The 12,322-nt window shown below is 67.8% G+C and carries 12 protein-coding genes; 4 read left to right on the top strand and 8 right to left on the bottom strand.

Translation table 11 applies throughout. From position 1 onward, the window contains the following. Positions 1-2: 2 nt before the first annotated feature. From guaA to guaB, 3 genes are read right to left on the bottom strand one after another with little or no spacing between them, the layout of a single operon-like run. Positions 3-1,607 (bottom strand): glutamine-hydrolyzing GMP synthase, encoded by a 1,605-nt coding sequence (guaA, locus tag EOD73_RS15820; protein WP_127684011.1) that lies wholly within the window; start codon positions 1,605-1,607, stop codon positions 3-5. After that, positions 1,600-2,829 carry an MFS transporter gene (locus EOD73_RS15825; RefSeq protein WP_240660747.1) on the bottom strand — a complete coding sequence of 410 codons (1,230 nt, stop codon included), beginning with the start codon at positions 2,827-2,829 and terminating at the stop codon, positions 1,600-1,602. Before EOD73_RS15825 ends, guaA begins: the two co-directional genes overlap by 8 nt. 52 nt (positions 2,830-2,881) lie before the next feature. Beyond that, positions 2,882-4,348 carry an IMP dehydrogenase gene (gene guaB, locus EOD73_RS15830; protein ID WP_127684012.1) on the bottom strand — a complete coding sequence of 489 codons (1,467 nt, stop codon included), beginning with the start codon at positions 4,346-4,348 and terminating at the stop codon, positions 2,882-2,884. 98 nt (positions 4,349-4,446) lie between these two features. Between guaB and EOD73_RS15835 the strand changes: the two genes are divergently transcribed. Beyond that, on the top strand, positions 4,447-4,965 hold the full coding sequence (locus tag EOD73_RS15835; protein WP_127684013.1) for a DUF4124 domain-containing protein: 519 nt from the start codon (positions 4,447-4,449) through the stop codon (positions 4,963-4,965). A gap of 14 nt (positions 4,966-4,979) precedes the next feature. Here EOD73_RS15835 and EOD73_RS15840 read toward each other — a convergent pair whose 3' ends face one another. Both EOD73_RS15840 and EOD73_RS15845 read right to left on the bottom strand, forming a co-directional pair. Next, entirely contained in the window at positions 4,980-5,300 is a 321-nt protein-coding gene (locus EOD73_RS15840) for an RnfH family protein (protein ID WP_127684014.1), read from the bottom strand. Continuing rightward, the gene (locus EOD73_RS15845) at positions 5,287-5,742 is read right to left on the bottom strand and encodes a type II toxin-antitoxin system RatA family toxin (protein WP_127684015.1); all 456 of its coding nucleotides are present in this window, start codon (positions 5,740-5,742) and stop codon (positions 5,287-5,289) included. The genes EOD73_RS15840 and EOD73_RS15845 overlap by 14 nt, the downstream gene beginning before the upstream one ends. A gap of 49 nt (positions 5,743-5,791) precedes the next feature. Between EOD73_RS15845 and smpB the strand changes: the two genes are divergently transcribed. Beyond that, a complete protein-coding gene (gene smpB / locus EOD73_RS15850; RefSeq protein ID WP_127684016.1) occupies positions 5,792-6,256 on the top strand; it encodes an SsrA-binding protein SmpB in 465 nt (154 codons plus the stop codon). A gap of 66 nt (positions 6,257-6,322) precedes the next feature. On the opposite strand, the gene EOD73_RS15855 is transcribed toward smpB, so the two are convergent. From EOD73_RS15855 to phaR, 3 genes are read right to left on the bottom strand one after another with little or no spacing between them, the layout of a single operon-like run. Next, positions 6,323-7,495 (bottom strand): PLP-dependent transferase, encoded by a 1,173-nt coding sequence (locus tag EOD73_RS15855; protein ID WP_127684017.1) that lies wholly within the window; start codon positions 7,493-7,495, stop codon positions 6,323-6,325. Positions 7,496-7,520: 25 nt separating this feature from the next. Further along, complete coding sequence (rimO, locus tag EOD73_RS15860) at positions 7,521-8,894, bottom strand: 30S ribosomal protein S12 methylthiotransferase RimO (protein ID WP_127684018.1); 1,374 nt, start codon at positions 8,892-8,894, stop codon at positions 7,521-7,523. Then, entirely contained in the window at positions 8,894-9,457 is a 564-nt protein-coding gene (gene phaR / locus EOD73_RS15865) for a polyhydroxyalkanoate synthesis repressor PhaR (RefSeq protein ID WP_127684019.1), read from the bottom strand. The genes rimO and phaR overlap by 1 nt, the downstream gene beginning before the upstream one ends. A gap of 137 nt (positions 9,458-9,594) precedes the next feature. Here phaR and EOD73_RS15870 point away from each other — a divergent pair, with 137 nt between their 5' ends. Together EOD73_RS15870 and EOD73_RS15875 are read left to right on the top strand one after the other, a co-directional pair. Continuing rightward, entirely contained in the window at positions 9,595-10,062 is a 468-nt protein-coding gene (locus EOD73_RS15870) for a (2Fe-2S)-binding protein (RefSeq protein ID WP_127684020.1), read from the top strand. A gap of 10 nt (positions 10,063-10,072) precedes the next feature. After that, positions 10,073-12,295 (top strand): xanthine dehydrogenase family protein molybdopterin-binding subunit, encoded by a 2,223-nt coding sequence (locus EOD73_RS15875; protein ID WP_127684021.1) that lies wholly within the window; start codon positions 10,073-10,075, stop codon positions 12,293-12,295. The last annotated feature ends 27 nt before the right edge of the window (positions 12,296-12,322 follow it).

Here is a 12,322-nt window from a genome sequence, read left to right on the forward strand (position 1 = left end):
GCTCACTCCCATTCGATGGTGGCGGGCGGCTTGCTGCTCACGTCGTAGGTGACGCGGTTGATGCCCCGCACTTCGTTGATGATGCGGCCGCTCACGCGCTTGAGCAAGCTGTAGGGCAGCTCGGCCCAGTCGGCGGTCATGAAGTCGCTGGTTTGCACGGCGCGCAGGGCCACCACGTAGTCGTAGGTGCGGCCGTCGCCCATCACGCCCACGCTCTTCACCGGCAGGAAGACGGTGAAGGCCTGGCTGGTGAGGTCGTACCAACTCTTGCCCGTGGCGGCGTCCTTCGTGGCTCGCAGCTCCTCGATGAAGATGGCGTCGGCCCGGCGCAGCAGGTCGGCGTACTCCTTCTTGACCTCGCCCAGGATGCGAACGCCCAGGCCCGGACCGGGGAAGGGGTGCCGGTAAACCATGTCCGGCGGCAGGCCCAGGCCCACGCCCAGGGCACGAACCTCGTCCTTGAACAGCTCGCGCAGCGGCTCCAACAGCTTCAGGCCGAGCTGATCGGGCAGGCCACCCACGTTGTGGTGGCTTTTGATGGTGGTGGCCTTCTTGGTCTTGGTGCCGCCGCTTTCCACCACGTCGGGGTAGATGGTGCCCTGGGCCAAGAAGGTGGCGCCCTTGTGACCCTGGCCGCTCGCCTTGAGCTTCTCGGCCTCGGCCTTGAAGACGTCGACGAACAGGCCACCGATGATCTTGCGCTTCTTCTCGGGATCGGTCACACCGGCCAGCTGACCGAGGAACAGATCGGACGCGTCGACGCGAATGACTTTGGCGTGCAGCTTGCCGGCGAACATGTCCATGACCATGTCGCCCTCGTTGAGGCGCAGCAGGCCGTGGTCGACAAAGACGCAGGTGAGCTGATCGCCAATGGCGCGGTGGATCAGGGCCGCCGCCACGCTGGAGTCCACGCCGCCCGACAGGCCCAGGATGACCTCTTCGTCGCCCACCTGCTCACGGATCTTGGCCACGGCCTCGTCGATGTAGGAGCCCATTTGCCAGTCGCCTTGGCAGCCGGCGATGTCGCGCACGAAGCGGCGCAGCAGGGCCTCGCCCTTCAGGGTGTGCGTGACCTCGGGGTGGAACTGCACCGCGTAGAAGCGACGCGCCTCGTCGGCCATGCCGGCGATCGGGCAACTCGGCGTGCTGGCCATCAGCTTGAAGCCAGGCGGCAGCGCGGTGACCTTGTCGCCGTGGCTCATCCACACCTTCAGCATGGCGTGGCCCTCGGGCGTGGCGAAGTCTTCGATTCCGCTCAGCAACTGCGTGTGCCCGTGAGCGCGCACCTCGGCGTACCCGAACTCGCGGCTGTCGCTCCAGCTGACCGTGCCGCCCAACTGCACCGCCATGGTTTGCATGCCGTAGCAAATGCCCAGCACGGGCACGCCTTGCGTCCACACCCGGGCCGGCGCCCGCAGCTCGTGGTCCTCGTAGGTGCTGGCGTGGCTGCCGCTCAGGATGATGGCCTTGGGGTTGAAGGCCTGGATGAACTCGTCGCTGACGTCGTTGGGGTGGATCTCGCAGTAAACCTGCGCCTCGCGCACCCGGCGCGCGATGAGCTGGGTGACTTGCGAACCGAAGTCGAGGATCAGGACCTTGTCATGCATGGGCGTTCACCGGTTGGACGGGATGGGTGCGCTGAAAACGCAGGGCAAAAACGAGCGCCACGGCTTGCAGCCCGGCGCAAAGAAGGAAGGGGGCGCCCAGGCGCCAGTCGTCGCGCGGCAGTTCGGCCACCAACGTGAGCAGTCCCGGGCCGATGAGCGGACCCAACACGGCCATCAGGCTGTTGAGCGAGGCCACCGCCCCCATCGTTGCCCCTTGGCGCGTCGCGTCGACGCTGTTGGAGACGATGCTCTGGATGGCGGCCGAGGCGGCGTAACCAAAGATGTTCATGCCAATGATGACGAACATCATCCAGGGCTGCGGCGCCAAGGCCCAGCCCAGGTAGGCCAGCGTGCTCGACACCAAGGCCAGCACCACCAGCCGAGGCGACGAGAAGCGCTGCAGCATCTTGGGCAACAGGAAGCCCTGGACGACGACCGACACCAAGCCGACGGCGAACAGCGACCAGCCGTTCTCCTTGGGGCCCCACCCAAACTTGAAGGTGGTGAACAGCACCCAACTGCTGTGCAAGATGAACTGCGCCAAAGCCGACAGCCCGATGACCACCACCAGCACGCCCACGCCCTTCAAATGCGCGAGCTTGTTCAGGCTGCTGATGGGGTTGGCGCTGCGCCAATCGAAGGCCCGCCGCTTGTCCAGCGGCAGTGACTCGGGTAACACGAAGTAGCCGTAAGCCAGGTTCACCAGCGCGAGGCTGCCGGCCACGACGAAAGGCAAGCGGATGTCGATGGCCCCCAACAGGCCGCCGGTGGCCGGACCCAGGATGAAGCCCACCCCAAACGCGGCGCCCAGTTGACCGAAGCGCTTGGCGCGGTCTTGCGGCGCGGTGATGTCGGCCACGTAGGCGTTGGCCACCGAGATGTTGGCCTGCATGGCGCCGCTGACCAGTCGCACGGCCACCAGCACCCACAAGGCCGTGGCGGCGGCCGTCACAAAGAACGACAGGGCCAGGCCGCAAAAGCCAATCAAGAGCACCGGCCGGCGGCCGTACTGGTCCGACAGCGCGCCCAGCACCGGCGAGCCGACGAAGTTGGCCAAACCGAAGGCGCCGGCCACCAGCAGGTAGGCCATGGCGTGGTCGGCCTGCGTGCTGGAGAAACTCCCGGCGATGACAGGCAGCACCGGGATGATGAGCCCGATGCTGATCATGTCGATCAGCACCGTGGCGAAGATGAAGCCCATCGAGGCCTTGGCGTCGCGCATCGCTAAAAGAGCAGGCGGGGCTCTCGCCCCGCCTGCCGTTCACTCCTGGTGCTCACTCCGCCCGGTAGTTGGGCGCTTCCTTGGTGATCTGCACGTCGTGCACATGGCTCTCGCGCATGCCCGCCGACGTGATCTCCACGAACTCGGCCTTGGACTGCATTTCCGCGATGCTGGCGCAACCGCAGTAGTGCATGGAGGCCCGCAAGCCCCCGGCCATTTGGAACAGGACCTGCACCACCGAGCCCTTGTAGGGCACCTGCCCTTCGATGCCTTCGGGCACGAGCTTGCTGGTGTTGGGGTTGTTGCCGCCTTCTTGGAAGTAGCGGTCGGCGCTGCCCTTGGCCATCGCCCCCAAGCTGCCCATGCCGCGGTAGCTCTTGTAGCTGCGGCCTTGGTACAGGATCAGGTCACCCGGGGCCTCCTCGGTGCCGGCAAAGGCGCCGCCCATCATGACGGCGTCGGCGCCCGCGGCGATCGCCTTGGCCAAATCGCCCGAGAAGCGCACACCGCCGTCGGCGATGACAGGCACGCCCGACCCGCGCAACGCGGTGGCGACGTTGTCGATGGCGGTGATCTGGGGCACCCCCACGCCCGCGACGATGCGCGTCGTGCAGATGGAACCGGGGCCGATGCCGACCTTGACGCCGTCGGCCCCCGCATCCGCCAGGGCCTTGGCCGCCGCGCCAGTGGCGATGTTGCCGCCGATGACATCGATCTGGGGGTAGTGCTGCTTGACCCAACGCACCTTGTCGACCACGCCAGCGCTGTGGCCGTGGGCGGTGTCGACGATCAGCACGTCCACGCCGGCCTTTACGAGGCGCTCCACGCGCTCTTCGGTGTCGTCGCCGAAGCCCACCGCCGCGCCCACGCGCAGCTTGCCGTGCGCGTCACGGGCGGCGTTGGGGAAGCTGGTTTGCTTGGTGATGTCCTTGACGGTCACCAGGCCCTTGAGCTCGAAGGCGTCGTTGATCACCACCACGCGCTCCAGGCGGTGCTTTTGCAGCAGCGCCTTGGCCTCGTCCAGGGTGGCCCCCTCGCGGATCGTGATCAGGCGCTCCGCCGGGGTCATGATTTCGCGCACCGGCAAGTCCATGCGCGACTCGAAGCGCAGGTCCCGCCCGGTGACGATGCCCACCACCTTCTTGCCCTCCAGCACGGGGAAGCCCGAGACGCCGTGCTGGCGGCTCAGTTCCAGCACCTCGCGCACCTTCAGGTCTGGCCCGATGGTGATCGGGTCGCGCAGGACGCCGCTTTCGTAGCGCTTGACGCGCGCCACCTCGGCCGCCTGGGCCGCGGCCGACAGGTTTTTGTGCACGATGCCGATGCCACCCTCTTGGGCGATGGCGATCGCCAATCGGGCTTCGGTCACGGTGTCCATCGCTGCCGACACGAGCGGCAGGTTGATGCGGATGTTCCGCGTCAGTTGGGTGGACAGGTCGGTGTCGCGCGGCAACACCTGGGAGAACGCAGGGACCAACAACACATCGTCGAAGGTCAACGCTTTGCCAAGAAGGCGCATGGGGAAAGCTCCAGACGCAAAGCAAGATTATGGCAAACCCCAGGACGCCCCCTGCCCTCCTACACTCAGCCCACGTGTTCGGCCCCCGGTGAAAGACCATGCGTTTGCCCTTCGTTGTCGTCCTCGCAGTGCTCTTGCAAGCGGGGCTTGCTTCGTCCCTCCACGCCGCACCGGCCTGGCAGTGGCGAGACCCCCAAGGCAACATCCAGTTCAGCGACCGGCCGCCCCCGCCCAACGTTGCCGATAAAGACATCCTCAAGCGCCCTCCCGGCGCCAAAGCCCCGGTGCGCTTGGTCTCCACGGAGGCGGCCTCGGCCCCGGTGGCGCCGGCCCCTGCGGCCAGCGAGCCTGGGCTGAGCGCCGAGGAGCGCAAAGCCCGCGACGCCGAAGCCAAGCGGATCAAGGCCGAAGAGGCCGAACGCAAGGCCGTCGAAGCCAGCAATGCCAAGATCAAGGCGGAGAACTGCAAGGCCTCCCAGGCCTACCTGCGCGACCTGCAATCGGGCCAACGGATTGCCCGGACCAACGACAAGGGCGAGCGCGAGTTCCTGGACGACCAGCAGCGCAACGCCGAGCTGGCCAAGGCCCGGGCCCTGGTGGCCACCGACTGTCGCTGAGGCCCGTCGGCCGTTCAGCCGCTCTTGGGGCCGGCCGGCCGGTGGCGCGAAACGATGCGCCGGCCGCCTTGCAGCGCGTGCCGTCGGTGGCGGGCCAGCATCGGGTCCACGGTCAGCGGACGGTAGACCTCCACGCGGTCGCCGTCGCGCAAGGCCTCCGTCAGGGCCACCTTGCGGCCCCACACCCCGACCGACTCGGCCTCACCCAGGGTCCAGCCCAGGGTCGCCAAGGCATCGCCCACGGTGCTGGCCGCTGGCAGGCGCAATTCCTGGGACTCGACGCCGCCCTCGACTGGCGCGCGCAGCACCCGCACCGTCAAGTCACCGCGGCCCATACACAGCCTCTGCCCGCTCGACGAAACGGTCGACGAAGGTCTGCGCCACCTTGTCGAACACGGGGCTCAGCACCGCTTCCAAAGCCCCGTTGGAAAAGGCGTAACGCATCTCGAACTGCACCTTGCAGGCATTGGCCTGGTCGGAGCCCGGGCGCATCAGGGGTTTGAAGTGCCAGTCGCCATCGAGGTGCGAGAACGGCCCGTCCACCAACGACACCTGCACGCGGCGTCCCGGCTCGTGCAAATTGCGGGTCGTGAAATGGGTGCGCACGCCGGCAAATGCCAAGCTCAAGCGCGCCGTCAAGCCGTCGTCGCGGCGCTCCAGCACCTCGGCCCCCTCGCACCACGGCAAGAACTGGGGGTAGCTTTCCACCCCGGTGACGAGCTCGTACATCTCTTGCGCGCTGTACCAGAGCAGAACTGACTTGGTGACCGGTTTCATAGAATGGTGCTCATTCTAGGAACGCCCCCGAGGCGTTTTTTTGTTCGCCATGAGCATCGTTGACAACCGCCGCGCCCGTTACGAGTACCACCTCGAAGAAGAGTACGAGGCCGGCATGGTGCTGGAAGGCTGGGAGGTCAAGGCCATCCGCGAGGGCCAGGTCCAGCTGACCGGGGCCTACGTGGTCGTCAAGGACGGCGAGCTGTTCTTGATCGGCTGCCAGATCAACCCACTGCGCACCGCGAGCACCCACGTCCGGCCCGAAGCGCAGCGCACAAAGAAGCTGCTGCTGGCCAAGCAGGAGATTCGCCGCCTGATCGGCAAGACCGAGCAGAAGGGCTACACCCTGGTGCCGCTGAACCTGCACTACAAGGGCGGTCGCGTGAAATGCCAGTTCGCGCTGGGCAAGGGCAAAGCCCTGCACGACAAGCGCGAGACCGAGAAGAAGCGGGATTGGGAGCGAGAAAAGGGCCAACTGATGCGACACAAAGTCTCTTCGGCCGGCAAGGACTGAGGTCGCCGAGTGCGACTTGGCCCCTTCGCCGTCAGGCAAAAGGGCCAACTGATGCGACACAAAGTCTCATCGGCCGGCAAAGACGGAGGCCGCCGAGCGCGCCAGGTCGTCGATCAGGTCGTCGGCGGATTCCAGGCCGATCGCCAAGCGCACCATCCAGCCCTTGGGGCTGTTGGGCAGGCTGCGCAGGGTCTCCAAGTGGTAAGGCACTGCCAGGCTGATGGGGCCGCCCCAGCTCCAACCGATGTGGAAGAGTTGCAGGCCGTCGATCCAGGCCTCCACCGTTTCGCGGGTCGTGCCCTCCGGCAGCCGAATGCCCACCAAACCCGCCGCCTGCGTGCACAAGGCCGACCAGGCGGCGTGGCTGGGCGACGACGGCAGCGCAGGGTGCAGCACCTCACGCACCCAAGGCTGGGCCTGCGCCCACTGGGCGATGCGGCGAGCCGCCTGGTCCTGCGCGGCGTAGCGCAGGGGCAGGCTGGGCAGGTTGCGCAGCACCAACTCGCAGTCGTTCATGCCCACGCCCACGCCCAAGCGGCTGTGGCACAGGGCCAGTCGCTCGTACACCTTGGCGTCACGGCAGGCCACCGAGCCCATCAACACGTCGCCGCCCCCGCTGGGGTACTTGGTCAGGGCATGGATGGTGACGTCCACGCCGAGCGCGAAAGCGTCAAACGCCAGTCCCGCGCCCCAGGTGTTGTCCAGGGCGATGAGGGCCTGCGGAGCGTGCGCGCGAATGCCCTGGATGAGCGCCGGCAGGTCGGGGAACTCGAGCGTGACGGAACCCGCCGCCTCCAACCACACCAGGGTCACGTCCGGCGTGAGCGCCAGTTGCTCGGGGGCCATCGGGTCGTAGAACGCATGCCCGATGCCCCAGGCCTGCAACTCGTGCCGCGCCATCGCGCGGCTGGGACCGTACACGTTGTCGGGCAGCAGCACCCGGTCGCCCTGGCGCAGCAAGGCCTGGTTGACCAAGGCGATGGCGGCCAAGCCGCTGGGCAGCAGCAAGGCGTGCTTCGCGCCCTCCAGCGCGGCGATGCGCGCCTCCAACTCGAAGCTGGTGGGCGTGCCATGCAGGCCATAGGTGTAGGCCTGCTTGTCGAGCCAGTCGCGCTCGCGCAGCTCGCGGCAGTTGCTGAAGAAGACCGTCGAGGCCTTGTGCACCGCCGGTGCGGGGGCGGCGAATCCAGCCGGGGCTTGGTAGCCGTGGTGGATGAGCTGGGTGCTTTTGTCTTTCACCGGGTCTCCATCACGGCCGCCGCGCTCACAGCGGTTGGGCGATGAGGTCGTGGCCTTCGGCCGCCACGACCCTGGCGCGTTTGAACTCGCCCACCTTCAAGGTGACGCTGGCCTTCTCCGGCGGCAGCAGGCGCACGGTGCCGTCGATCTCGGGCGCGTCGGCATAGCTGCGGCCCAAGCCGCCTTTGCGGCCCAGGGCCGGGGCGCTGTCCACCAGCACCTGCAGGGTTTGGCCGACGCGGCGGGCCAGCTTGCGCGCCGACACCTCTTCGGCCACGGCCATGAAGCGGGCGCGGCGCTCTTCGCGCACTTCATCGGGCAGCGCGCCCGACAGTGCGTTGGCGCTGGCCCCCTCCACGGGCGAGTAGGCGAAGCAACCGGCGCGGTCGATCTCGGCCTCGCGCAGGAAGTCGAGCAGGTACTCGAACTCGGCTTCGGTCTCACCCGGGAAGCCGGCGATGAAGGTGGAGCGCACGACGATGTCGGGGCACACCGCGCGCCAAGCCTGCAGGCGCTCCAGGTTGCGCTCGCCACTGGCGGGGCGCTTCATGCGCTTGAGCACGTCGGGGTGGGCGTGCTGCAGGGGCACGTCCAAGTAGGGCAGCACTAGGCCTTCGGCCATCAGGGGCAGCAGCTCGTCCACATGTGGGTAGGGGTAGACGTAGTGCAGGCGCACCCAGGCGCCGAAGGGCTTGGCCAGTTCGCCCAGTTGCTGCACCAGGTCGAACATGCGGGTCTTGACCGGCTTGCCGTCGAAGAAGCCCGTGCGGTACTTGACGTCCACGCCATAGGCGCTGGTGTCTTGGCTGATGACGAGCAGTTCTTTGACGCCGCCTTCGAACAGCGCGCGGGCCTCCTTCAGCACGTCGCCGATGGGCCGCGACACCAGGTCGCCGCGCATGCTGGGGATGATGCAGAAAGAGCAACGGTGGTTGCAACCCTCGCTGATCTTCAGGTAGGCGTAGTGCTTGGGCGTGAGCTTGATGCCCGCGGCCGGCACCAGGTCGATGAAAGGGTCGTGCGGCTTGGGCAGGTGCGCGTGCACCGCGTCCATCACCTCTTGCGTCGCGTGGGGGCCGGTCACGGCCAGCACGCTGGGGTGCATCTGCTTGACGAGGTTGCCCCCGCCCTCTCCCGCCTTGGCCCCCAGGCAGCCGGTCACGATGACCTTGCCGTTCTCGGCCAGGGCCTCGCCGATGGTGTCCAAGCTTTCCTTCACCGCATCGTCGATGAAGCCGCAGGTGTTGACGATCACCAGGTCCGCCCCGGCAAAGGTCTTGCTGGTGGCATAGCCCTCGGCGCTGAGTTGCGTCAGGATCAATTCGCTGTCCGTCAGGGCCTTGGGGCAGCCCAGGGACACGAAGCCCACCTTCGGGGTGGGGGCGGTGGTCTCGTTCATCACTTCGTCTTTCCAAATCCCGGCATGCCGGGGAACAGGGCGCCACTGGCCATCTGTTCTTGCATCTTCACGAACAGGCTCTTGCTTTGCTCCATGTAGGAGCCCATCAGGCCTTGCATGGCCGGGGCCTGGCCCTGCAGGAACTGCTGCCACACCTCGGGCGAGAAGCCCATGCCTGGCGCTTGCTCGGCAAAGCGGGCTTGCATCTCGGTGAAGGTCTGCAGGTTCTGCGCCAGGTAGTCCTTCAACGCCCCCTGCATGGCCTGCCCGTAGAAACGGATGATCTGTTCCAGCATGGGCGTGGAGAACATCGGCGCCCCGGCGGTCTCCTCTTCCAGAATGATCTGCAAGAGGATCGAGCGCGTCAGGTCCTCGCCCGTCTTGGTGTCGTGCACCTCGAAGGACTCGCCCGCCAGCACCATGGCCTTCACGTCGCTGAGCGTGACGTAGGTGCTGGTCTGCGTGTCGTACAGCCGGCGGTTGGGGTACTTCTTGAGGATGCGCACCCCGCTGGCTTCGGCACTGGGTTCGGGAGCGGGTGCGGCGCGGCGCCGGGTGACCATGGCGGGTTCCTCTTGAAAAGGCGTTCGGCGCCGGGGGCGCAAGGGCGCAGATTCTAGGGATCGCCCTGCGGGTGCAAAACCGCGCATTCGAGCGTACAAACCGCGGCTTCGCTTCCCCTCACCCCCCTGGAGGCCCCATGGCCCAACTGAACGTCAACGGCAACGCCGTCCAGGTCGACGCCGACCCCAGCACGCCCTTGCTCTGGGCCCTGCGCGACCACCTGCAACTCACCGGCACCAAGTTCGGCTGTGGGGCGGCCCAGTGCGGCGCCTGCACGGTGCACGTGAACGGCAGCGCCACGCGCAGCTGTGTCATGCCCATCAACGCCGTGGGCTCGGCCCCCGTGCGCACCATCGAGGCCATGGCCAACGACCGCATCGGCGCCGCCGTGCAAGCCACCTGGGTCGCGCACGACGTCGCGCAGTGCGGCTACTGCCAAAGCGGCCAAGTGATGGCCACCGTGGCCCTGCTGCAGCAGCACCCCAAGCCCACCGACGCCCAAATCGACGAAGCCTTGGCGGGCAACCTGTGCCGTTGCGGCACTTACGTGCGCATCCGCGCTGCCGTCCACGCCGCCTCCGCCGCGTTGGCGGCCCTGGCTTGAGGAGCCCGCCATGTTGATCGACCACCTGCAGGCCCTGGCCCAACGCCAAGCCCCCAGCGAAGGCCTCACGCGCCGCCACTTCGTCACCGCCACCGTGGGTGGGGCCGTTGGCCTGGCCCTCGTGCCGCCAGGTTGGGCCCAGCCCAGCCCGGCCGCCCCGGGCAGCAAACCCACCGAGCAGCCGCTGGCCTTTGTCAGCATCGCACCGGACGGCACCACCACCATCGTGTGCAACCGCATGGACATGGGCCAGGGCATCGAAACCGGCCTGGCCATGATCTGCGCCGAAGAACTGGACGCCGACTGGTCGCTGGTGCGCACCGCCTTCGGCGACCAGCGTGGCGCCTACGTCGACCCCTTCATGGGCATGCACCTCACGGGCGGCTCCAACTCCATCAAGAACAGCTACCAGCAGTACCGCGAACTCGGCGCGCGCACCAAGGCCATGCTCATCGGGGCCGCGGCCGAGGCCTGGGGCGTGCCCGCCGACAGCCTGAAGGCCGAGAACGGACGCGTCCTGGGCGGTGGGCGCAGCGCCGGCTACGGCGAACTGTTCCCGGCCGCCATGAAGCGCCCGGTGCCAGCCACCGTGGCGCTCAAGTCGCCGCAAGTCTTCCGCCTCATCGGGCGCCCCACCGGCTTGAAGGTCAGCGCCGCCAAGAGCAGCGGCCAGCAAACCTACGGCATGGACGTCCAACTGCCCGGTCTGATGACCGCCGTCATCCAGCGCCCGCCGGTGTTCAATGGAAAGGTCAAGCGGCACGACGCCAGCGCCACGCTGAAGGTGGCCGGGGTCAAGGCCGTCTTGCCCGTGACCTTGGACCGCGGTGGCCAAGGCATCGCCGTGGTGGGCACCGGCTTCTGGCCGGCCCAGCAAGGCCGCCAGGCCCTGCAGGTCGACTGGGACCTCGACGGCCTGGACAAGGCCGACAGCCAGCAACTCAGCGCGCGCTACCGCCAAATGGCGCGCGAGCCCGGCGTGCCGGTCAAGGCCATCCAGGCCGACACCCGCGCCAAGGCCAAGGCCCCGCGCAAGCTGGTGGCCGAGTTCGCCTTCCCCTACCTGAACCACGCGCAGATGGAGCCGCTGGCCGTCACCGTGGACCTGCAGCCCGACCGCTGCACCCTGCACTACGCCTCGCAGATGCCGGGCGTCGACGCCGGTGCCGTGGCCGCCCTCACCGGGCTCAAGCCCGAGCAGGTACAAATCAACGTGCAGATGGCCGGTGGCGGCTTTGGTCGCCGCGCCACCCCCAGCGCCGAGTACGTCCGCGAGGCCGTGGGCGTGGCCATGGCGCTGGCCCAAGCCGGACAGCGCGCGCCCGTCAAGGTCGTGTGGAGCCGCGAAGACGACATCGCCGCCGGCTACTACCGCCCCCTCACCGTGCACCGTGCCGAGATCGGCTTCGACAACCAAGGGCAGATCCTCGGCTGGGACCACCGCATCGTCAGCCAGAGCATCCTCAAGGGCTCGCCCTTCGAGGCCTTCATGGTCAAAGACGGCATCGACGCCACCACCCCCGAAGGCATGCGCGAGCCCTACGACCTGCCCATGTCGCTGAGCGTGCACCACCCCACGGTCAACGTGCCCGTGCTCTGGTGGCGCTCGGTGGGCTCCACGCACACCGCCTACGTCATGGAGACCCTGATCGACGAAATCGCCCAGGCCACGCGCCAAGACCCCGTGGCCTACCGCATGAAGCTCATGGGCCCCAAGGCGCAGCGCCACCGCGCCGCGCTGCAACTGGCCGTGGACAAGTCGGGCTATGGCACGCGCAAGCTCCAGCCAGGCCAAGCCTGGGGCGTGGCCGTGCACGAAAGCTTCGAATCGGTCGTGGCCTACGTGGTCGTGGCGCGCATGACTGGGAAGGGCAAAGACCGCCGCCCGGTACTCGACGAAGTGCACGCCGGCGTGCACTGCAACCGCTGCATCAACCCCCGCACCGTGGAAGCCCAGGTGCAAGGGGCGGCCGTGATGGCGCTGGGCACCACGATGCCCACCCACCACGTGACGCTCAAGGCCGGCGTGGTGCAGCAGCGCAACTTCTACGACATGGCCATGCCCCGCATCACCGACGCCCCCAAGGTGCTGGCCGTGCACATCGTGCCCTCCGACGCCCCACCCACCGGCATGGGCGAACCCGGCCTGCCGCCCTTGGCCCCCGCCCTGGCCAACGCCGTGGCGCGTTTGACGGGCCAACGCCAGCGCGAACTGCCCTTCCGCTTCGCCTGAAGCGCAAAGCAAAAACCCCCGCAAGTG

The sequence above is a fragment of the Inhella crocodyli genome (genome assembly GCF_004004565.1).
GTDB lineage: Bacteria > Pseudomonadota > Gammaproteobacteria > Burkholderiales > Burkholderiaceae_C > Inhella > Inhella crocodyli.